This is a genomic window from Candidimonas nitroreducens (assembly GCF_002209565.1).
Lineage (GTDB): Bacteria > Pseudomonadota > Gammaproteobacteria > Burkholderiales > Burkholderiaceae_B > Candidimonas > Candidimonas nitroreducens.
In genome coordinates this window covers 343,108-364,193 of sequence record NZ_NJIH01000004.1, presented here as the reverse complement: position 1 = coordinate 364,193, position 21,086 = coordinate 343,108, and the positions used below count along the sequence as shown (strand labels likewise).

Annotated in this window: 22 protein-coding genes and 1 pseudogene; 15 read left to right on the top strand and 8 right to left on the bottom strand. The window is 59.1% G+C overall.

Features of this window, described 5'->3' with window-relative positions; translation table 11 throughout:
• Window positions 1–53 precede the first annotated feature (53 nt).
• Together CEY11_RS09135 and CEY11_RS09130 are read right to left on the bottom strand one after the other, a co-directional pair.
• Window positions 54–884: an amidohydrolase family protein gene (locus CEY11_RS09135; protein ID WP_088603056.1), complete on the bottom strand. Its 831-nt coding sequence runs from the start codon at window positions 882–884 to the stop codon at window positions 54–56.
• A 327-nt stretch (window positions 885–1,211) separates the two neighbouring features.
• A pseudogene (locus CEY11_RS09130) lies at window positions 1,212–1,502 on the bottom strand (integrase core domain-containing protein); the annotation flags it as partial.
• Window positions 1,503–1,630: 128 nt separating this feature from the next.
• Between CEY11_RS09130 and CEY11_RS26065 the strand changes: the two are divergent.
• Window positions 1,631–1,738 carry an integrase core domain-containing protein gene (locus tag CEY11_RS26065; protein ID WP_158215246.1) on the top strand — a complete coding sequence of 36 codons (108 nt, stop codon included), beginning with the start codon at window positions 1,631–1,633 and terminating at the stop codon, window positions 1,736–1,738.
• 271 nt (window positions 1,739–2,009) lie between these two features.
• Here CEY11_RS26065 and CEY11_RS09120 read toward each other — a convergent pair whose 3' ends face one another.
• Together CEY11_RS09120 and CEY11_RS09115 are read right to left on the bottom strand one after the other, a co-directional pair.
• Complete coding sequence (locus tag CEY11_RS09120; protein WP_088603054.1) at window positions 2,010–3,254, bottom strand: type II toxin-antitoxin system HipA family toxin; 1,245 nt, start codon at window positions 3,252–3,254, stop codon at window positions 2,010–2,012.
• Entirely contained in the window at window positions 3,251–3,616 is a 366-nt protein-coding gene (locus CEY11_RS09115) for a helix-turn-helix domain-containing protein (protein WP_088603053.1), read from the bottom strand. The genes CEY11_RS09120 and CEY11_RS09115 overlap by 4 nt, the downstream gene beginning before the upstream one ends.
• 469 nt (window positions 3,617–4,085) lie before the next feature.
• Here CEY11_RS09115 and CEY11_RS09105 point away from each other — a divergent pair, with 469 nt between their 5' ends.
• Window positions 4,086–4,499 (top strand): helix-turn-helix transcriptional regulator, encoded by a 414-nt coding sequence (locus CEY11_RS09105; protein WP_088603051.1) that lies wholly within the window; start codon window positions 4,086–4,088, stop codon window positions 4,497–4,499.
• A gap of 146 nt (window positions 4,500–4,645) precedes the next feature.
• Here the strand turns inward: CEY11_RS09105 and CEY11_RS09100 are convergent, their stop codons facing one another.
• Together CEY11_RS09100 and CEY11_RS09095 are read right to left on the bottom strand one after the other, a co-directional pair.
• Window positions 4,646–5,407 (bottom strand): glutathione S-transferase family protein, encoded by a 762-nt coding sequence (locus CEY11_RS09100; RefSeq protein WP_088603050.1) that lies wholly within the window; start codon window positions 5,405–5,407, stop codon window positions 4,646–4,648.
• Entirely contained in the window at window positions 5,404–6,288 is an 885-nt protein-coding gene (locus CEY11_RS09095) for an HpcH/HpaI aldolase/citrate lyase family protein (RefSeq protein ID WP_088603049.1), read from the bottom strand. The genes CEY11_RS09100 and CEY11_RS09095 overlap by 4 nt, the downstream gene beginning before the upstream one ends.
• A gap of 118 nt (window positions 6,289–6,406) precedes the next feature.
• Here CEY11_RS09095 and CEY11_RS09090 point away from each other — a divergent pair, with 118 nt between their 5' ends.
• The 3 genes from CEY11_RS09090 to CEY11_RS09080 all read left to right on the top strand — a co-directional run bounded on the left by CEY11_RS09090 (window position 6,407) and on the right by CEY11_RS09080 (window position 9,552).
• Window positions 6,407–7,828, top strand: coding sequence for an aminotransferase-like domain-containing protein (locus tag CEY11_RS09090; RefSeq protein ID WP_088603048.1), 1,422 nt, complete (start codon window positions 6,407–6,409; stop codon window positions 7,826–7,828).
• A 235-nt stretch (window positions 7,829–8,063) separates the two neighbouring features.
• The gene (locus CEY11_RS09085) at window positions 8,064–8,744 is read left to right on the top strand and encodes an RraA family protein (RefSeq protein WP_088603047.1); all 681 of its coding nucleotides are present in this window, start codon (window positions 8,064–8,066) and stop codon (window positions 8,742–8,744) included.
• Window positions 8,745–8,853: 109 nt separating this feature from the next.
• Window positions 8,854–9,552 (top strand): RraA family protein, encoded by a 699-nt coding sequence (locus CEY11_RS09080; protein ID WP_088603046.1) that lies wholly within the window; start codon window positions 8,854–8,856, stop codon window positions 9,550–9,552.
• Window positions 9,553–9,649: 97 nt separating this feature from the next.
• Here CEY11_RS09080 and CEY11_RS25085 read toward each other — a convergent pair whose 3' ends face one another.
• Window positions 9,650–10,588 (bottom strand): LysR family transcriptional regulator, encoded by a 939-nt coding sequence (locus CEY11_RS25085; protein ID WP_158215245.1) that lies wholly within the window; start codon window positions 10,586–10,588, stop codon window positions 9,650–9,652.
• Window positions 10,589–10,823: 235 nt separating this feature from the next.
• On the opposite strand from CEY11_RS25085, the gene CEY11_RS09065 reads away from it, so the two are divergent.
• The 5 genes from CEY11_RS09065 to lipA all read left to right on the top strand — a co-directional run bounded on the left by CEY11_RS09065 (window position 10,824) and on the right by lipA (window position 15,117).
• Complete coding sequence (locus CEY11_RS09065; protein ID WP_158215244.1) at window positions 10,824–11,603, top strand: HpcH/HpaI aldolase family protein; 780 nt, start codon at window positions 10,824–10,826, stop codon at window positions 11,601–11,603.
• A gap of 198 nt (window positions 11,604–11,801) precedes the next feature.
• Window positions 11,802–13,067, top strand: coding sequence for an MFS transporter (locus CEY11_RS09060; RefSeq protein WP_158215243.1), 1,266 nt, complete (start codon window positions 11,802–11,804; stop codon window positions 13,065–13,067).
• Between the two features lie 89 nt (window positions 13,068–13,156).
• Window positions 13,157–13,582: an OsmC family protein gene (locus CEY11_RS09055; protein WP_158215242.1), complete on the top strand. Its 426-nt coding sequence runs from the start codon at window positions 13,157–13,159 to the stop codon at window positions 13,580–13,582.
• Window positions 13,583–13,680: 98 nt separating this feature from the next.
• Window positions 13,681–14,058, top strand: a complete 378-nt coding sequence (gcvH, locus tag CEY11_RS09050; RefSeq protein WP_088603041.1) for a glycine cleavage system protein GcvH — start codon at window positions 13,681–13,683, stop codon at window positions 14,056–14,058.
• Between the two features lie 72 nt (window positions 14,059–14,130).
• Entirely contained in the window at window positions 14,131–15,117 is a 987-nt protein-coding gene (gene lipA / locus CEY11_RS09045) for a lipoyl synthase (RefSeq protein WP_088603040.1), read from the top strand.
• Between the two features lie 31 nt (window positions 15,118–15,148).
• On the opposite strand, the gene CEY11_RS09040 is transcribed toward lipA, so the two are convergent.
• Window positions 15,149–16,084, bottom strand: coding sequence for a LysR family transcriptional regulator (locus tag CEY11_RS09040; protein WP_088603039.1), 936 nt, complete (start codon window positions 16,082–16,084; stop codon window positions 15,149–15,151).
• Window positions 16,085–16,245: 161 nt separating this feature from the next.
• Here CEY11_RS09040 and CEY11_RS09035 point away from each other — a divergent pair, with 161 nt between their 5' ends.
• Genes CEY11_RS09035 through CEY11_RS09015 form a run of 5 tightly spaced genes read left to right on the top strand, consistent with a single transcriptional unit; the run spans window position 16,246 to window position 21,003 of the window.
• A complete protein-coding gene (locus CEY11_RS09035; protein WP_088603238.1) occupies window positions 16,246–17,604 on the top strand; it encodes an acyclic terpene utilization AtuA family protein in 1,359 nt (452 codons plus the stop codon).
• Between the two features lie 2 nt (window positions 17,605–17,606).
• On the top strand, window positions 17,607–17,933 hold the full coding sequence (locus CEY11_RS09030; protein ID WP_088603038.1) for an AtuA-related protein: 327 nt from the start codon (window positions 17,607–17,609) through the stop codon (window positions 17,931–17,933).
• Window positions 17,934–17,944: 11 nt separating this feature from the next.
• Window positions 17,945–18,862, top strand: coding sequence for an SMP-30/gluconolactonase/LRE family protein (locus CEY11_RS09025; RefSeq protein ID WP_088603037.1), 918 nt, complete (start codon window positions 17,945–17,947; stop codon window positions 18,860–18,862).
• Window positions 18,863–18,905: 43 nt separating this feature from the next.
• Window positions 18,906–19,898 carry a tripartite tricarboxylate transporter substrate binding protein gene (locus CEY11_RS09020; RefSeq protein WP_088603036.1) on the top strand — a complete coding sequence of 331 codons (993 nt, stop codon included), beginning with the start codon at window positions 18,906–18,908 and terminating at the stop codon, window positions 19,896–19,898.
• Between the two features lie 7 nt (window positions 19,899–19,905).
• On the top strand, window positions 19,906–21,003 hold the full coding sequence (locus tag CEY11_RS09015) for an SDR family oxidoreductase (protein WP_088603035.1): 1,098 nt from the start codon (window positions 19,906–19,908) through the stop codon (window positions 21,001–21,003).
• Window positions 21,004–21,086: the final 83 nt, after the last annotated feature.

The following is a 21,086-nucleotide window of genomic DNA, read 5'->3' as shown; positions in this document are numbered from 1 at the left end:
CGAGTCCTTACTGGTTTGATTGATGGTTGGCTATTCAATGAATAGAGTGAGCTTCAGAACTTATATAGATTTGCCGGGTTGTCCACGAGTATCCTGCGTTTGATTTGTGGGTCGGGGGCCCATTTATCGAGTAAAGCCAACAAGGAAAAATCATCCGGTGTGTACGATACCTCTGTCGGATGTGGCCAGTCCGAGCCCCATACAATTCTGTCTGGCGCAAGTTCTATAAGTCGCCGTGCAAGGGTGATGGTGTCTGAGTAATCGTCCCGTTGGGAGTTTAGGTAAGGGCCGGAGAGTTTTATCCAAGTTCTTCCTCGGCTCACCAAATCTCCCACAATATCGATGGCGTCGCGCGTGGCCGGAAGCTCGGGCCCCACCCGCAACATGTGGTCGAACACAATTGTTCCGGGCAGTTTTTTAAGAAGATGGCGGTGCTTGGATATCTGCTCACCCAAGAAATGCAACTGTGTATGCCAACCCAGTTTTTGGATGCGTCGAGCAACTGGCTCGATCATTTCCAGAGTGGTAGTGGCTCGTGCTGGGCTATGCAAAGAAAATCTAACGCCTCGAAACTCGCTTTTATGCAAGAGAGAAAGCTCTTCGTCTGATATGTCTGGGTGTATTACGGCCACACCTCGGCTCACGCTACGGCCCAGCTCATTTATCGCCTTTAGCGTTGGCGTGTTATTCGTCCCATAATAGCTGGGAGTTACTACGACGCTACGCTCGAGCCCAAGACTTTTTTGCATCTTTCGATAGTCGCTGATTCCTGGAATTCTAGGGGGAGGAGGCCCAGGCCGTATTTGGCTGGCTGGATCAAATATGTGTACATGACAGTCGCAAGCATTTTTTATGCGGCTGTGACCGAGGCTGCTCAAGATCATTTGGGGAGTGGGAAAAGTCAGGAGGTGTTATGTTCGGATTATTTTATGTATCCCTCGCATGAGCTCTAAATGATTTTTTTTCATTGGAGATGATAACGATCTGGTATAGCTGGCTGGCAGGAGGGTTACGGCCTGGCATCCACTGGTCATTACGTAAGCCGTATGCTTGGCTTGACGGTGTTACAGAGGCATTAGTTTCTTCGTGGGAGCGTCGGAGCCCCCACATGGGCTTACGAGGCATAGCCCTTGGCGTATAGAACTTAGCGCGGCGTACTTTCTTCGGTTTTGATTTTTTGCTTAGGTTGCCTGATATCGTAAGCACCCCTGTCAGGCAGACAGTAGCGGATAGAGATTCGGAGCAAGAAACTGCACCGGCGGGAGGCTGCCCAGAGATTCATGTGGGCGGTATTCGTTGTAGTCGACCAGCCATTGCTCGGTAATGGCTGGCACCTGCTGAAGATTGGCGAACAGATGTGCATCGAGCACCTCGGTTCGGTACGTCCTGTTGAAGCGCTCGATGAACGCGTTTTGATTCGGCTTGCCAGGCTGGATATAACGCACGGCGATCCCTTGGACAGCAGCCCATTTGGTGAAGGCCCGAGAGATCATCTCCGGCCCATAGTAAGTGCAGAATGATTGTCAGCCATCTTGGTGTCCTCCTCAGATCCTAGAGAAACCTAAGGATGCCTGTCGCTTTGTTTCGCTGACAATCATTCTGCACTTACTACGGCCCCGAATATCTGGGCTTGGCCGTCGTCGAATGGGCAGCCCGGGCGGGCATCAGGCCCGAATACATCCAACCGGGTAAGCCGCAACAGAATGCGTACGTCGAGCGGTTCGACTGTGCGCTGTGAATGGCTGTCGATGTATCAGTGGGACGATTTGGAGCACCTTCAATGCTTCGCCACCAAGTTAAATTCCTGTCCTAGAAAGACGTTGGGCTCAGGATCCCAGCTGAAGCATTGGACGCAATGTCGCACTGACCGTCTGAATCCGCAATCGCTAAAAATGGGGACATTACCGGTCTAACGTGTTGAATGCGAATCGCTAGCGATTTCAGTCCAACATTTGATCATGCGCACAGACTGGCCGCTCGGCAGTCCGTCCGCCCCGCCGCCTTTTTCTCTATCCTTTGCTTGCCGAGAAGGCCCCAGCCGTCAAATCAATATCCGCACCGCTAATGCGCATCCGACGGGCAGCGTCCTGCCAATGATCGACAACCATGACTACATCATCCACAATTTTCCGGGCTTGCACATCGTCCAGTCCATAAAAAGCGGCGGTGCTGAGGACGGTCTCCAGGCTAGGTCGATTGTCGACGTCGTCGATATTCAAGACATGCTCTGCCTTGTCGATATTCGGATTGACATCGAACGCGGGTGCAAGTCTCCACCCTGTCTTGCCAAGCACGAATCCGTGATTGCGCAGGTGGTCGTCGCGGTTGCCAACCGCGACGTTGAACGTCACGCGCCGGAATAGCTGTTCCAAGTCTGCATCCGCATGCTCGGCATCCCCCTGGGCTCGAATGAACTGCGCCAATTCCAGATAGCTCGTACCTTCACTTTGAGTCTTACGAAGCAATGTCATCGCCGAGGCATAGAAGCGTCGCGAGCTGTTGGCGCGATCGAACCTTTGGACGCAGAAGGTATGGAAGTCGTTGTTTAGCTTGATGAGCTTCGCAGGCGGTACGTCTATCCCCGCTTCTTGCGCGAGTTGGTGAACGACATACTCCCAAGCTCCGATGTCTCGATCGTCATCCTTGGCCGGGAACTTGCCGATCCAGAGTGAGCCGTCGGTTTCGGTAAAGTTGGCTTTTGGCCTTGCTCCGCCCAAAGAAGCGCCAGGTGCGACGAGCACGGCGAGCCACTTGCGTAGCGCATCTAGATCGTCGATACGCCGGCTGCTGAGCTGGTAGGCCACGGCTTCCAATTCTCGTAGCGTCGTCACCGGCGGAGCCGCCATTTTCTCGTCGCCAAGAAACGCTCCCGTACCTGGCCGGCGAAAGCGCAGGGCGCCTTGGCGAGTGAGGTCTTGTACGCCGATCAGGAAGTCCCAGGCGTACAGCGTACGAGGGGAGCGTTGCTCATCCTTTGCCTGTAGGGCCTCGCGCCGCTTCATCAGTGTCTGTCCCCATCGGTCTGGTGACGAATCCAGGAAGATGCCGAAGTTGCCTAGCTCAGGCTTGGGAAAGAAGGGGTATTCATCCAGAGAGAGATCGGGATCCAGCGCGAAGGCGCGAGGGTCTTGTAGCCAATCGCGTTCGTAATGGAAGCGGATCTGGCCGCGGTCATGAGCGAGTGTGCCGACTTGGCGTGCAGGGCCGAGGTCATCATTCAACCAGACATCCAGGGTGTTGTCCTGTGCGCTCATGTCGATTCCTCGCTGTTTGAGGCCGGCGAGGGTTTGATTGCTTTGGCACGGGCGGCCGTGCGGCGTTTGGGAGTTGGTTCAAGCTCCAGATCCTGCAATTTACGACCAACTCTGTCGTCAGCCCCAAGCTGATTGAGGTCGCCCTCGAGGCCAAGCACAGCTAGAACCCGAACATAGGATCCCAGCGTAGCCCCAGAATCACCCGCTTCAACCTTGTACAAGGTGGTTCTTGAAATTCCTGCCCGTTGCGCTACGACGGCATTGCTTAGCTTGCGTCGCTTGCGGGCAAGACGCAGCCGCTCTCCCAGTGCGGACAGCAGGCGTTGCTCTTGAGGGAAAACGACAGGCGGCTTGCGTGGCATGTTCGCTATTATAGACAAAATTCGTTAAATTCGCCCGTAATAGCTGAAATTTTTATTGATGGCCCCCATTAACTTGGCCAGCGACGCTTGGAGGGGGCCTCGCCTGTGAGCCAAGTCGATGTCGCTACCGAGCTTCTGGATCGCACGCGTGACGGGGTAGAGGGTCGGGCCGGAGGCTATAGCTAAGCGCTCCAGTGAGAACTTTAAAGTGCTATTTGTGTTCTCAAGAGAGCAATAATGGTCAACGGAGCAGAGCAATCCCAACCTCTGGCTCATTGGGCAATGCCTGGGCAAGATAGCTGGAGCTTAGTTTGGCGGGCTATTATGAATTCAAATATGAATCAAATAAAATTATAAAAATTCATATATGAGCTTTTATAATAATTCAAATGGCTGATTGGTGCTTGCCTATATGATCAAATATGAATGTCTGGCAGCTGTTTTAAACCATATCTGAATAGGTACACACGTGCCATCTGCAGAGCAGAAAAGTCTCGGCTTACGGGTTGCGTCGCCGCGGCCCGTAGACCGGGCGCTACATCGTCTTGGGCAGAACATCTCCGTCGCGCGCCGCATGCGCCGCTTAAGCCAGGAAGACTTGGCAGAGCGTATCGGCACGTCGCTGAGTACTGTCAGGCGCATGGAAAACGGATATCCTGGCACTGCCTTGCATACCTTCCTGCGAGCCTTGCACGTACTTGGCCGTCTGGATGACCTGGTAAAGGTAATGGCCACGGAAAATGACACGCTGGGTATGGAGCTGATGCGGGAACAGTTGCCGCAGCGAGTGCGGGCGCCTCGTGGAAACAAATCGCGAGTCGGCCGTCCCGCGGCTGGCAAAGAGGATGCCGATCCTCGCGCGGACGAGTTGGAGGGCTTTTGATGGCGGCGTTCAGGCCCCTCAAGCGGGATTGCCCTGTGCCCACGGAAATCCGGCTTGGGGCCGGACAAACGAAGATAAAGCCGCGATATTGCGGCTTTATCAATGGGTGAGGTCTATAAGTATAGCGAGCTCGGTAGATACCCGCGTCAGCAGATACCCGCGCCGACAGGCCTCATACTGGCTTTCCAGAGGCCGGTGCCGGCAAAACCGGGGCCTCCATCGTCCGGGTGCACTTTCCGGCCGAACCCATGGTGCAGATCCAGGCCCCGTTCGAACCACTGGGCGATCGGATCGTCGTCCTCGAGGATCTTGAAGTCGGTGGCCAGGCGTCCCCATTGGAAGGCGGCCATGACGATGTAGTCGGCATGGCCGGGGCTTGCACCCGAGAGCCACGGCTGTTTGTTGAGCGTCAGGCGGATCGGATGGATCGCCTTTCTGAATGCCCGGACGGTCTGGTCGCGCGTGGCCTGTGCTTCTTCCAGCGAGCAGCCCAGCATTTCCTCGCGGCTTAGGCGGAAGTAGGGCCGGTCGTACGGATCCATGCGATCGAAGACGTCGCGTGAAACCAGGCGCAGGATCGTCGGGTGTATGACTTTGTCGGTGAAGCATTCGACGAAGCGGGCGACCCCCTTGCCCAGCTCGCAGCCCAGCAGCGGCGGCCTGTCCGGATAATGCTGATCCAGATAGACGGCGATGTCCCAGCTGTCCTCCACGAAGGTGTCCCCCGATCGGATCGCGGGCACGGTGCGGTTGGCGCCGCCGAGTTCCCCGATATCGGTGAAGCCGATGTGCACCGATTTGAACGGCAGCCCCTTATGGGCCAGGCTGAATCGTGTACGCCAGCAGAAGGGGCTGAAGCGTGTGTCATCCGCCGCAGCGAGTTCATAAAGAATGATTTCCTGGGTCATGCCGCACTCGCAACGCGTAGCGTTTGTTTGTTCTGGCGAGCCAGGGCAAGAATGCGGCGAGATGCGCGGAGCACGGGTTTTTGCAGCATCAGTCCGTCCAGTACGGCCAGGCCCGTGGAGCCGCTTTCCTCGAATGCCGCGATAGCCCGTTCTGCGTATGCGATCTCTGCTTCGCTCGGAGAAAAATATTTATGCACGATCGGGATCTGGGTCGGATGGATGCATGATTTTCCGGTGAAGCCTAGTTCTGCCGCGTGTTCGGCGGCCGCGTGCAGGCCGTTCATGTCTTCCAGGTGTATATGCGGGACGTCCATGGCATCGAGTTCGAAGGCCGCGGCCGCGTGCACCATGCGCGAACGTGCGTACAGCAAGGCCTGCGGCGTGCGCTTGCAGCGCAGGTCTGCGGACAGATCCACTTCGCCGAACAGGAGGCACGCCATGCGCGGGCTGGCGCCGGCGATATCGAATACGTCTTCCAGGCCCTGGCTGGTTTCCAGGGTTACGTAGAACTTCACCGAGGCTGCGGCGCCTTGCAGCAATTGGTCGAGCAGCTTGACCTCGGCGGCCGAGCGCACCTTGGTCATCATGACGGCGTCGGGAAGCTGGGTCAGGCCATTCAAGGCTTCGACGTCTCGCAGGCCGTGGATCGTGTCCAGCGAATTGATCCGCACAATGCGTTCACATCCCGCTGGGTTGGGCTCGGCGAACAAGGGCAGGGTCAGGCTGCGGGCTTCATCCTTGTGCGCGACAGCCACGGCATCTTCCAGGTCTATGCATACGACGTCCGCGCCGGCGGACATTGCTTTGCGGGCCCGGTCGGGCCGCAAACCGGGGACGAACAGCATGCTGCGGCGAGGGACTGGTTGAGCGGCGTGTTCCATAAGGTTTCCTTGAGGTTTTCCTATGGAGTACTGTAAGAGCGCGAAGTGGGATGGTACAGTGACAGTTCTATGAGTAATGTCCTGGTACAGAATAGCGTTCCTTGAGGAATAATGGCTGATGACACGCTATCTAGAAATTGCCGAGAATATAGCCAGGCTGATTAACGATGGCGTGTTGCGGCCGGGAGACCGGCTCCCTTCCGTCAGGGACGCCGCATTGCAGCGAAAGGTCAGCAAAGGCACGGTGATCCAGGCCTATGCGCTGCTGGAGACGCAGGGGCTCGTAGAGGCTCTTCCCAAGTCGGGATACTACGTGAAGGCACGCCTGGTGGGTCTGGGCTTACTGCCTCAGGCCGGCTTGAGCCGGCCAAGCATTGTCAAGGCGAACTCGCGCGCACGCGTGCGCGACGCGCTGGGCGATTTGGTCGGGGCGAAGGTTACCTCCCTGGGGTCGTCCTTCCCGGATGCGTCGCTGTTTCCGATGCAGAATTTGAATCGCGCCTTGGCCGCGACCAGCCGTCAAGGCAGCTACGCCAAGACCCTGGTCGACCTGCAGTTGGGCCTGCCGTCGCTGCGTCGCGCCATCGCCCAGCGCTATCTCGAACTCGGGTATGCCGTTCCCATGGATGAGATCATCATTACCTGTGGCGGCATGGAAGCGATCAGCTTGTCGCTGCAAGCCGTCGCGCGGCACGGAGATCTTGTCGTCATTGATTCCCCCATGTTTTTCTCGGGGCTGCAATTATTGAGGCAGCTTGGGCTGAATGCCGTGGAAATGCCGACCGACCCGGCCAGCGGGATGGATCTCGGCGTGCTGGACGCCACGCTGAAGCGCCATAAGGTCGCGGCATGCCTGTTGATGACGAACTGCCAGAATCCCCTCGGCTTTTCGATGGAAGAGGGCAAGAAGCGCGAGCTGGCAAAGTTATTGAGGCAGCACGGGGTTCCACTGGTGGAAAATGACGTTTATGCGGAACTCCAGTTCAGCTCCATCAGGAATCGGGCGGCCAAGGCGTTCGACACCGATGGCTCTGTATTGCACTGCGGTTCGTTCACGAAGTGCCTGGCGCCGGGATTCAAGATCGGATGGGTGGCTGCCGGAAGGTACCGCGAGGCCATTGCCAACCGGAAATTCGCGACGACGCTGGGCACGTCTTTCCCTCCGCAGGCGGCGATTTCTCATTACCTTTTGCATTACGCCTACGAAAAGCACTTGCGGCAGTTGCGCCACACCTTGGCCGAGCGTACCAAGCTCATGGCCGAGGCCGTATTCCGCTACTTTCCGGAGGGTACTCGTCTTTCGCAGCCGGACGGCGGGTTTCTTCTATGGGTGCAGATGCCTGCTGCCGTGGATTCGTTCAAGCTGTTCGAATTGGCCGCAACCCATGAAATCGGTATTGCCCCGGGGCCGATTTTCAGTACCCGCGCGAACTATAAGAACTTCATCCGCCTGAATTGCAGCCATCCCTGGTCGGAATCGCTGGATCGCACCGTGCGATGGCTGAGCCGCGCCGTATCGGAAATGTCCCTGAGCCACTGAAACAGCAGGCAGGGGGAGCACAACACGGCAGGGGTGGCAAGCGCGTGTCCCCATTCCGTGGGCTTGGCAGGGCGCCCGCGATTGCGTGGGTGCTGCATGAAACTGTACCCATTCAATAGCACCGAATCTGTCACTGTTCCCTATGCATGGGCTGGCCTAAGATCGTCCCAAGCCTGAATGCAAGGTCGATAGACAGTCGGGCACCGTTCGTGAAGGCAAACCGGAGGCGTTATTGATGGGCAATATTGGTATGAGGATTCTTCCCTTGAAGCAACGTGCGCCTGAAGCGCTCGTAGAAGAATTTGCGGGGCTTGGAACGTCAATTGTCAGTGACAACATGGCGAGACTGCAAGGCAGCCCGAATTTGAATTTTCCGGTGCAGAGCAGGAAAAAAGTCATCGGCACGGCGTTCACCGTGAAGACGAGGCCTGGCGATAACCTGCTCATTCACAAGGCGCTGGATCTGGCCGAACCGGGAGATGTGCTTGTCGTGGATGGGGGCGGCGACACGACAAATGCGCTGATCGGCGAGATCATGATGCGGATAGCGATGAAAAGAGGAATAAAAGGCCTGGTCACCAACGGCGCTATCCGTGATTCCGCCGCTTTCCGGGACAGCGGCTTCACGGTCTATGCCAGAGGCGTGACGCATCTGGGCCCATATAAGGATGGCCCCGGGGAAATCAATGTGCCCGTCACCGTGGACGGAATGCTGGTCAATCCAGGGGACATCATTCTTGGCGATGAAGACGGGGTCGTTGCAATACCCGCCGGCCAGGCTGAAGAGATATTGAAGCTGGCCAAAGACAAACACCGGAAAGAGGCCGTCACTATGGAACAGGTCGAGGCGGGTACGTATGACCATGGCTGGGTCGATGAAGCTCTGAAGTCCAAGGGCTATGACCTTGCCGGATGAAAACGCGAGTTGTTGGAACCGATCGGCTTTGGCCGGCCTGGATTCCAATAAATGCGCTGCCGCGGGAAACAGGCGCGGCGGCTGGAAAAACACGTAATGAGATAGTGGCATGTCGGAATTCGGAAGCAGGATATATTCCAAGGTTCACCGCCCCGAAAAGGCGCTGGTCGGTCAGTTTCGCAACTTGGGCGTAGCGGATATCTCGGATTGCCTGAATAGAATGGGATGCCTTGATTCGTCGATCAGGCCCCTCAATGACACAAGCCTCCTGGGGACGGCGGTGACAGTGAAGCTGCCCGCGGGAAACAATCTGATGTTTCATGTGGCGCTTTCCCTGGCGCAGGAAGGAGACGTCATTGTGGTGGATGGCGAGGGCTACACCGAGCGCGGGCTCAGCGGCCAGAACATGATCGAAATTGCTCGTCAGAAAGGCGTCAGGGGCTTTGTGGTCGATGGCGCGATCCGGGATTCGAAGGCCGCGCTCGGCCTCGCGGATTTTGCGATATACGCCAAGGCAATCAATCCCAACGGGGCTTTCAAGGGCAATGGGCCGGGCGAGGTCAATGTGCCGGTCTCTGTCGGCGGTGTCTTGGTGTATCCGGGAGACATCATCGTCGGAGACGAAGACGGGGTCGTGGTGGTGGGCCCCCGCTATGCGGCGGCTGTGGCGCAGGGGGCGAAAGAGCTGGCGGACAAGCAGGCGAAGAATCTTGAGCTGATCAAGTCCGGCGTATCCGATCGAAGCTGGGTCGCCAAAGCGTTGGACGATGCCGGCTACGAGGTTCTGGATCAGGCCTGGGACGAATAAAGTAGCGAACTCGAGGATTCGTTTCGGATGCCGGCGCCGGCGTGCAGCCAAGCCAGGCCAGGCCCGGCCAAGCTGGGGCCGGCAATCCGATCGTGGCCTACCATGACCACGCACCCGTGTCGACCAATCGGCGCGCGCAGGCACGGATCACTTTTACGACTTCTCGCGCGGCGAGAGAAAGAGGGCGCTGGGTCGTTGTGCCCAGCGCCACGGTTCTGTCTATCCCCGGGCTTACGATTCTCGAGACTCGTAACATGCCGGCTTCGACTTCGCGGTGCACCGCATGGAAGGGAAGCACGGTGTAAAGATCGCCGTGGGAGACGATCTCCTTGATGATCGAAAGTGAGTTCGCCTCCATGGCGATCGACAGGGATATGCCTTTGCGTGCCGCAATTTGCTCCAGGATGGCGCGCATCCCGCTGGGACGGCTCGGGAGCACCAAGGGAAGCTGATTCAGCTCTGCAAACGGCACCTTGTCGTCGCCTATCGGTTTGCTTCGGCCCTTGGACGCCAGCCAAGACGAGCCCTGGAACAGTTTCTCTTCGCCGTATCCCTGCCGCTTGCCGTAGCGATGCAGCAGTGCGATGTCCACTGCGCCGGTGACAACCCATTCGTCGACCTTTGCGCTAAAGCCTTCCAGAATCTGCAGCTTGACCTTCGGAAAGCGGAGCCTGCAGGTTCTGAAAACATCGTTCACAAGCAGGTCGCCGACCGAGGAGGCCACGGCCACTCGCACCTCCCCGGCCGGGATGCTCCCGATCGACTGGATCTCATGCTTGAGCTGCTCGGCCTCGCGGGAAAGGGAAAGCACACGCGGAAGGATCTGTTCTCCGAGCGCCGTCAGGGCCAAACCGCGCCCCGTCCGGCTGAACAGGCGCGTGCCGCACGCGCGTTCCAGGGCGCTGATTTGCGTGCTTAGCGCCGACTGCCGCATATCGAGGACGGCCGCGGCCTTCGTAAGGCTGCCGAGCTGAGCCACTGTGGCGAAAAGCGTCCAACGTGTGGAGACGAGGCTGATGTCTTGATGCTTTTCCATCGATAGATTTCCGATTTTCCGAATATCTGAATTATGAACTAACGGGTATGAGCGGAGATGGCTCGTCAATAGAATTTGTCTGTCACCACAAGGAAATCGGCATCGGCAAGCGCTTGCGCGGCAATGCTTGTCTCGGGCTGCGGCGTCGCACTCTATGCCGGCCACAACGTTGGAAGAGGCAGCGGGCAGATTTCCAGGACGCATCAACATCAACGTGTTCAACAAGGAGTCTCCCATGGCATCTGAGTCCATCCATCAAACACGTGCAGATTTCAAGGCAGCCCTGAAAGCAGGGAAGCCGGTGGTCGGCGCGTTCATTTCCGTCCCCAGCCCCGAGTTCGTCGAAGCCGCGGCTTATGGCGGATTCGATTTCGTCGTCATAGATGCCGAACACGGCCCGACCGGGCCTGGTGAAATGGTTCATATGATCAGGGCTGCCCAAGCCGCCGAAGTCGCCGCGCTCGTACGTGTGCCGCTCGTAGCAAAAGACTATGTGCTGCGGGCCTTGGATGCCGGCGCGACCGGCATCCTGGCTCCCCATATCTGCGGCGCCGGTGAGGTGCGCGAGCTCGTGTCGGAATGCCTCTATCCGCCGGAAGGCAGGCGCGGCGCGGCATTCTATGCCCGTACACATCGCTTCACACGGGATTCGGGGTGGGACGTGCTGGAGCGTTCGAATCGCGAATTGACGATTGGCGTGATGATCGAATCGCGCGAAGGGGCGCAACACGCGAGGGATATCTGCCAGGTTCCGGGGCTCGATTTCGTGCTGTATGGAATTCACGACATGAGTGTGGACGTCGGCAAAGGCGAGCACAACTCGGCTGAATTGGAGAAGGCCGGCCTGGAAATCAAGAGCGCGGCAAAGGAAGCAGGCATCGCGTGCGGCATCGCCGCGTCGACCGTAGAACTTGCGCGTAAGCGGCTGGAGTCGGGCTTCTCGATGGTTGCGATCGGGATCGTTCCGCTGCTGGTGAGTGCTGCCCGTCGTTACACGACGGGAATACATGCGTAACGCATTCCGTCGGGGCTATCGCCGAAGGTCGATAGCCTTTGTTCTGTACCTATTCATTATGGCGAAATCTGTCACTGTCCCACCCATATTCGCTCGACTACCATAATCAACGAATCATATTAAAGCTATCAATCGAAGGAGGCAGAGATGCGAGAAACGTTGGCAGAATCATTAAAACCGACAAGGCAAAGAGTGCTCTTGACGATTATTCTGTTCATCGGTGTGTTTGTGGCGTACATGGATCGAGGCAATGTGTCCGTGCTCGTGGCGGATCCCGCGTTTTTAAATGACATAGGCATCGCCGGCAATCCCGTCAAGATCGGATTGATCATGACGAGCTACCTGGTGGCCTTCGGCTTGTCCAGCATAATCATTCCGCCTTTCGTCAGTTTCCTGGGGCCGCGCAAGGTGATGGTGCTGGGGATTTTCGTATGGGCAATTTCCCTGGTGGTCGGCGCCACGGCATTTACCTTTACCTCTATCCTGGTGTCGCGCGTACTGTTGGGAATAGGCGAGGGGGTGAGTTATCCCCAGTCGGCCGTGTATATAAAGAATTGGATCCCTCCGCAAGAGCGCGGCAGGGCGAATACCGGATGGGTGGTCGGCCAGTCGATATCGCTTGCGGTCACCACTCCGGTCATTGCGCTGTTTATCGCGCTGTCGGGGTGGAGGGAAAGTTATTGGGCTCTCGTGGTCTTGGCGTTCGTTCCGATGTATCTGTTTTGGGCTCATACCAGCGACAAGCCGCGTGACCACAAGAAAGTCAACCGGCAAGAGCTTGAATATATCGAAGCGGGCTTGAGCGTAGAGGTAACGAGCGGCAATGAACCCCGCTTGGGCTACAAGGAAAGGTTTTTCGTATTCGCGAAAGAGCCCCGTTATTGGTTGATCGTGATGTGGTTCATGCTGATGAATTTCAATAGCTTCGGCATCCAGACTTGGCTTCCCAGCTATTTGAAAGTGATCCGCGGGTTTTCTTGGGGGCAAATGGGTTTTCTGGCCTCGCTGCCGTTCGTATTTCTGATGTTTTTCAAGATCGGAACCGGATGGATCACCGATAAGGTCAGCAGAAATAGCGTGGTTCGCGTTCTCTCGGTGTTTTCGCTATTGGCCGCGGCATGTATTTATGGAGCAGTGATCACCCAGAATAATTATGTGTCGGCTGTGTTGATAGCCTTGAGCTATGCGCTGTGCGGCATGGGTAACGCGGTGATATTTGTTCTTGTGCAGGATATCGTGCCCGCCAAGGTGGTGGGAAGCGCAGTAGGGTTCTTGACCGGCAGTTCGCTGCTGTTTGCGTCGCTTTCTCCGGTAATTATGGGCTATGCCATCAAGCTCGGGAGTTATGGCGCCGGGTTGTTCGTGCTGGCCGGAGCGTCGATGATGGCCGCGGTAATCACTTTCATCTTGACACTGCCCAGGTTCCAGAAGTGCCCGGAAAACCTGGGGTTCGGCAGCGTTTGAGTTCTTTACCGAATTCTTCCAACCGGTATCGGTTTTCAATCGAAATTTGCTGAATGGGCGGCAAATTACAAATATCAAGGAGCAGGAAAATGACAATCAAATATGAAATGGACGATGTCGGCGTCCACGCTATCGGATTGAATCATGGCACGTTGACTGCCGTGACTCAGCTGGACGAAGAGTATGGCCTGGGATTCGCATCGTCGCAGTTGCTGGTGTCCTCGCTGGCCGGGTGCAGCGGCCTGACGCTGAGGCAGATCCTGAAAAAAATGCGGAAGTCGTATAGCGGTGTCTCGATCACCGCGGAAATGGAGCGCAATGATCAGAAGCGCAAAAGAATAGAAGTCGTGCACTTGAATTTTATCATCACGAGCAATGACATCGATGACGACCTGGCGGCAAAGCTTGCCGAGCTGGTGCATAACAACTGCCCCATGATTCAAAGCGTTTGCGATGCCATCGATGTCAGGGAAAACTTCAAGGTTCAGCCGGCCGCCGAAACGGCCGAAGCCTAAGCATGGCATCGGAAGAATGCAAGCAGGGCATGCAAGCAGAAGCCGGGCTCGATAGCGGCCCGATTCGAACAGCCACTATTTCTTAGAGGAAGCGGAGAATGAATCTTCCCAATGAACTGCTGTATTCCGAAGAGCACGAATGGGTGCGTCGGGAGGGAGCGCAAGTGAAGATCGGGATCACCGATTTCGCGCAGTCGCAGCTGGGCGACATTGTGTTTGTCCAATTGCCCAAAGTTGGCGACACGATAAAGGTGTCGGAAGTGTTTGGCACCGTCGAGTCCGTCAAGACTGCCTCGGATCTTTATGCGCCCATTACCGGGGCGGTGGTGGCAGTCAACCAAGATCTTGAAAAAAATCCGGAACATATCGGCGAGTCTCCGTACGAGGCATGGATGCTCACGGTCGAGCCTGCCGATGCGGCTGAATTCGATGCCTTGCTGTCGAGCGAAGCGTATCAAGCGCATATATCGGAATAGTGCGAAATCCGCATACCTTCAGGGCATCCGGCGACCCTGCTTCAGCGGTGATTGCCGGATGAATATTCTTCAATGACGAAAATGATTCCCATCGCGCGTGTGCCTTCGGGCGCCAAGTTCATCAATGCTCAAGGCGCAAAAGCGGTGAAGGACGGCTTGCGGCCCAGCGAAGTCAATGCGGCGCGCGATTGCTCGCCCAAGCCCCACTGGCTACGGATACGCCCGGCGTCCGGCGGCCATTATTTTCAGGTTCAGGACATAGTCAGAACGCACAGTCTCAACACGGTGTGCGCCGAATCCAAGTGCCCGAATATTGGCGAGTGCTGGGGGCGCGGCACGGCCACATTGATGCTCATGGGGGCCGTCTGCACACGCGCTTGCCGATTCTGCTCGGTGGATACGGGCAACCCACACGGCTGGCTGGATCGCAACGAGCCCGCAGCGGTAGCCGAGGCCGTGGCGTTGATGGATTTGAAATATGTCGTTCTGACCTCGGTGGATCGCGACGATCTGGCAGACGGCGGAGCCGGCCATTACGCCGCGTGCATCCGGGCGATTCACGAACGTTCGCCCGAGACCGCAGTCGAGGCCTTGACGCCCGATTTTCGGGGTAGTTTTCGCTGCGTGGAAAAAATTCTCGACGCGGCGCTCACTACGTTCGCCCAGAACATCGAAACCGTCGAGCGGCTGACGCACCCGGTGCGGGATGCGCGGGCAGGCTACCGGCAAACCCTCGACCTTCTTGCGCATGCCAAACAGTACGCGCCGGGCGTCATTACCAAGACCAGCATGATGCTCGGCTTGGGTGAAACAGATGAAGAGATTGCGCAGGCCATGGACGATATTCTGGCCGCCGATGTCGACGTGCTGACCATGGGCCAGTATCTGCGTCCGACGCTCAACCACCTGCCGGTACGCCGCTTTGTTACGCCCGAGCAATTCAAGGCCTATCGCGAGCTAGGTTTGTCCAAGGGCTTCCGTGAAGTCGTGGCCGGCCCCCTGGTGCGTTCCAGCTATCGCGCCGAGCAAGTGCTCGAAAAGGACAATGTAGGTCTTTGATGTAGCGGCCAGCTGTGGGGGATTGCCGGCTCTAGCCCTCACGCCGTACGGGGCCGGCCTCTTCGATGACTTGCGGGGTTATCTGCTGCAGGGTGGCGATGAACTGCAGCACGGCGGCCGACAGTGAGCGCCGTTTCTTTACCAGGATGCCGATTTCCCGCGTGGCGGTGGGGGAATGCAAGGGCACGCTGCGCAATCGGGTGGTGTCCATCAGGCGCAGCGCCAGCCGGGGCACTGCCGCCACGCCGACCCCGGCGGCCACCATGGCGCCGACGACCGAAATATTGTCCGTCACGTAGTTTGCATAGGGCATGCGCCCCGATGCGGCCAGAACCTGGTCTGTGACCTGCCGAATACTGCTGGCGGGCCCGCTGGCCACGAATGGCCGGTTCGCGAACACGCTCCAGCCCACTCTTTTGCGGCGCGCCAGCGGGTCGTCGACGGGGCAGATCAGCATGAAGTTTTCTTTCAGCAGGGGCGTGAACTGCACGTCCGCCGGCTGGCCCGATATCTCTATGGAAATGCCGATGTCCGCTTTGCCTTCTTCCACGGCCTGCGTGACTTGGCGCGCCGAGGCGGCTTGTATCGTCAAGCGCACTTGCGGGTGTGATTTCTGCAGGACTTGAGCGGCCGATGGAAGCAGGGCCGCCGCGACGGACGGCAGCGCCCATATGTTCACGCTGCCGCGCCGGCCGGCGATAAATTCGGACAGGTCGCTGAGCGAGTCGTGGAACTCGGACAGCATGCGCTGGGCGATGGGTATCAGTTCGGTGCCGGCATCGGTAAGCGCCACGCCGTGTTTGTCGCGGTCGAAGAGCTTGGCATTGAGCTTCTGTTCCGCCGCCTGAATCCGCCGGCTCAGGGCGGGCTGCGAGATGTGCGCGTGTTCGGCGGCGTTGCGGAAATTGCGAGTTTCCGCCACCAGCAACACGGCTTCCAATTCGGAAATGGTCAGGGTAAGCCGCATGTTTGTCTTTGTGATGCGAAAAATTTATCACCGAGATATGAATATATCATTTTGAACATTAGGGGATCGTGTTCATACTACGCAAAAACCGCCGCCAGCGTGATGGCCTGCACATGGCCTGGTCTGTGCGGCGCGGGCGGGCGTGCATCCAGGGAGGCAATATGAGTGAACCGCGCAGCCGATTGCGCGTTGGAGTAGGGGCGGGCATGGCCGATGATCGCATCGGCCCGGCGCTGCAGTTGCTGCAGCAGTGCGAGCTGGACTACCTGGTGTGCGAATGCCTGGCGGAACGCACCATCGCACGGGAAACGCTGAGCCGCCGGCATGATGGCGCGCGAGGCTATAACCCGATGCTGGACGAACGCATGCGCGGCTTCTTGCCGCTGTGCCGGCAGAAGGGCGTGCGCCTGGTATCGAACATGGGCGCGGCCAACCCGGTAGGCGCGGCGCAGGCGGCCCTGGATATAGGCAGGGATCTGGGCTGGAATGAGCTGCGATGCGCCGCGGTGGTCGGCGACGATGTCATCGATCGGGTGCGTGCGCATCCCGAATTGCAACTGATGGATCGCAAGCTGCCGCTGGAGGAAATTCTGCCGCGGCTGGCCTCGGCGAATGCCTATCTGGGGGCCGATGTCGTGCGCGATGCGCTGGCCACGGGCGCGCATGTGGTGATGACGGGCCGGGTTGCCGACCCTTCGTTGTTTCTGGGCGTGGCTTTGCACCACCATGGCTGGTCTTATGACGATCTGCCCCGCCTGGCGGCCGGCACGATCATGGGGCATTTGCTGGAATGTTCGGCGCAGCTTACCGGCGGCTATTTCGCCGATCCGGGCAAGAAGGATGTGCCGCGGCTGGCGGAGCTGTCTTATCCCTACGCCGACTTGTACGGCGACGGCGAGCTGTTCGTCGCCAAGCCGGATGGCTCGGGCGGCAGGCTCGACCGCATGACCTGCACGGAACAGGCGCTGTATGAAATCCATGACCCCGGCGCCTACATTACGCCCGATTGCGTACTGAGTCTGGAAGGCCTGAATTTCGAGGCCTTGACGCCGGATCGTGTGGCGGTAAAGGGCATCGGCGCAGGCCCTCGCACCGACAGCTACAAGGTTGTGGTGGGCTATTTCGATGGCTGGATAGGCACGGGCGAAGTCGCCTATGCCGGTGTCAATGCGCTGGCGCGGGCGCAGCTGGCGGCCGAGACGGTGCAAGAGCGTTTTCGGCTGGACGGGGGCGTGGCCACAGAGATCCAGGTGGATTTGATCGGCGTCAGCAGCCTGCATGGCAAGTTTCCGGCCTCCATGGCCGGCAAGCCTTATGAGGTGCGCCTGCGCGTGGCGGCACGCTGTCCCGACAAGAAAAGCGCGAATTTGCTGGGCGATCACGTACGGCAGCTGAACATGCAGGGCCCTTATGGCGCGGGCGGCCCGGTCAATCTGGGAGCCAAGGAAGTCATAGCCGTCGACGCGGTGCTGATCCCCCGCGGCTGGGTCGATCCGCAAATCATTACCGTAGGAGCATAGCCATGGGCACCCTGGTCTACGATCTGGCGCACGCCCGTGCCGGCGACAAGGGCAATACTTCCAGCATTGCCGTGATTGCCTACGACGATGCGGGCTGGCAGGTGTTGCGCCGGGCGCTGACCGCCGAGCGCGTCCAGCAGGCGTTTGCGCATCTGGGCGCGGGGCCGGTCAGGCGCTACGAGGTGGCGGGCCTGAAGGCGTTGAATTTCGTCATCCCCGATGTACTGGCCGGGGGCGTCACGCGCTCGCTGCGGCTGGATCCCCACGGCAAGTCGCTGAGCGCGCTGATGCTGGGCATAGAACTGCCCGACACCCCCATGCAATCTTGAGAGAGGTCGATATGTATCCCCCCGCCGAACCCTTGCAAACCGAAGTCTTTGCCCGCCTGCCCGAGTCTCTGCACCTGACCGATCAGCCGTCCACATGGCTGGCCGCGCGTCACGTGAAGATGCATTCCTTCCTGGAGGGCCCTTCCTTCGACCGCGAAGGCAATCTGTGGTGTGTGGATCTGGCCCACGGGCGCATCCTGCGCGTGGATCCCGCGGGCAATTTCGAGGTCATGGTCAGCTACGAGGGCGAGCCCAACGGCCTGAAAATCCATCGCGACGGGCGCGTCTTCGTGGCGGATCACCTGCATGGGCTGATGCTGCTCGACCCCGAGGCAAGAACCATCAGGCCTTATCTGCAAACCGTGCAGCGCGAGGGGCTCAAGGGGCTGAACGATTTGTTCTTTGCCTCCAATGGCGATCTTTACTTCACCGACCAGGGTGAAAGCGCGCTGGAAAACCCCACGGGCCGTGTCTTTCGTTTGCGCGCGGACGGCAAGACCGTGGACTTGCTGATGGACGGCCTGGCCGGGCCCAACGGGCTGGTGCTGAACAAGGCCGAGAATGTGCTGTACGTGGCGATTACGCACGACAACGCCATTTATGCGTTGCGGCTCGAGCCCGGCGGCGCCATGAAGAAGGCCAGCCGTTTCATCCAGTTGTCCGGCAGCACCGCCGGGCCGGACGGCATGGCGCTGGACGAAGCCGGAAATCTGGCCATCGTGCATGCCCAGGCCGGCACCGTGTGGCTGTTCAGCCCCCTGGGCGAGCCCTTGTATCGCATCCGTTCCTGCGCCGGCCTGCGCACCACCAATGTTGCCTATGGCGGGCCCGACAGGCGCACGCTTTATATCACCGAGGCCGAGCAAGGGGTCATCTTGCGCGCGCGGCTGCCGCAGCCCGGAAAGCCGATGTATTCCCACACCAATTGAACCGCACACCCGTATACGCACACCCATACAAGGAGACAATGTCATGACTCTGCATCGACTGTTTGCCGGACTGGCCTTGAGCCTGGCCGCCGTTGCCGCGACCCAGGCGGCCTCGAGCCCGGCCCCGGCGGATTCCGCCTGGCCCACGCATCCCATCCGCCTGATCGCCACCTATGGCCCGGGCAGTTCCATCGACATCATTGCCCGCCTGGTGGCCAAGCCCTTGGCTGAGCAGCTGGGCCAGCCGGTAATCGTCGAGAACAAGCCGGGGGCGGGCGGCGACCTGGGCACCAATATCGTCGCCAAGGCCGCCAAGGACGGCTACACCATAGGTTTTGCCTCTGCCGGGCCGATCACGGTCAATCCGAATGCCCGGCCGAAGATGCCCTACGATTCCTTGAAAGACCTGGCGCCGGTGGCACTGATAGCGACGGGCCCCAACGTGATATTGGTCAACCCGTCGCTGCCGGTGAAGAACCTGAAAGAGCTGATCGCCTACATCAAGGCCAACCCGGACAAGGTGAGCTTCGCATCGGCAGGCGTGGGCACCAGCGGCCACATCGCCGGCGAGCTGTTCCAGCATTTGTCGAAAACTTCCATCCTGCACGTGCCTTACAAAGGCAATAGCGAAGCCATCACCGACACTCTGGGCGGCCGCACCCAGATGGTCATCAGCGGCGTGCCGCCCATCCTGCCTTTCGTGAAGTCGGGCCGACTGCGCGCGATTGCGGTGGCCGACACCAAGCGTTCGCCGCTCTTGCCCGACGTGCCCACGGTAGGCGAAGCCGGCCTGCCCGGCGCCGAAAGCGTGGCCTGGTACGGTCTGGTGGCGCCGGCCGGCACGCCCACCAAGATTCTGGATCGCCTGCACGACGAAATCGTCAAGGCCGTGCATACTCCCGAGCTGCAGCAGAAATTCGCCGGCCTGGGTATCGTGGCCTCTTCGGATACGCGCGCCCAGTTCGGGAAGCTCATGACCGATGAGTTCGCCCGCTTCAAGGCGCTGTTCAAGCAGGTTCACCTGGTCATTCAGTGAGGGCGCTGTGTCACGTACCGTACTGATTACCGGAGCCAGCGGGCTGGTGGGCGCGGCGGCGGTCGACGCCTTTCTGGATGCGGGCTGGGACGTCATCGCCGTTTCCCGGCGGCGCCCCGAACTCTTCAGCTCCAGGCCCTATACACACCTGCCGGTCGACCTGCAGGATGCCGAGGCTTGCGCGGATGCCTTCAGGCCGCTGACCCAGGTAACGCATGTGGTCTACGCCGCGGTCTACGAAAAACCGACACTGATCGCCGGCTGGCAGGATCCAGAGCAGATGTCCACCAACCTGGCCATGATCCGCAACCTGATGGAGCCGCTGGCGCAGGCCGCCCGCCTGCAGCATGTGACGCTGCTGCAGGGCACCAAGGCGTATGGCGCCCACCTGCATCCCATCCGCATCCCCGCGCGTGAACGCTATGCGCGCGACGATCATCCGAATTCATATTGGTTTCAAGAGGACTATATCCGGGAAAAGGCCGCCCAGTGCGGCTTCGGCTGGACGATCTTGCGTCCCACCATCGTGCTGGGCCCGAATGTGGGCGTGGCCATGAATACCATTCCGGTCATCGGCATTTATGCCGCGCTGTGCAAAGAAGAGGGCAAGGCTTTTTGTTATCCGGGCCACATTGCCTACCCGCGCGAGGCCGTGGACGTGCGGTTGATAGGCGCCGCGGCCGTATGGGCGGCGGACGAGCCGCAGGCCTGGGGCGAGCATTACAACTTGACCAATGGCGAGGTCTTCAGCTGGCACGACCTGTGGCCCGGCCTGGCGGAATTCCTGGGCGTGGAACCCGGCCCCGATCAGCCGCTGCGCCTGGCTGAATACCTGCCCAGCCGCGAGGACGTGTGGGCGCGCATCGTTGCCAAGCACGAGCTGCGGCCCACCAGCCTGGCGGCGCTGCTGGGCCAGTCGCACTATTCGGCGGATGCGCGCTTCGGCTACGGCCTGAAGCAGTTGCCGGCGCCCACTTTCGTGAGCACCGTCAAGATCAAGCAGGCGGGATTCACGCAGGTGTACGACACCGAAGCATGCGTGAAGCATTGGCTGAAGGTGTTGGCGGACAGGAAGATTATTCCGGCGAGCAATATCGCCTCTTGATCCAGCTCGCCGACGGCATGGGTGGCGAGAATGCCTCGGAGGCGTCTTGAGTCGCTGTTAAAATCAACGCCTTTAGTCGATCT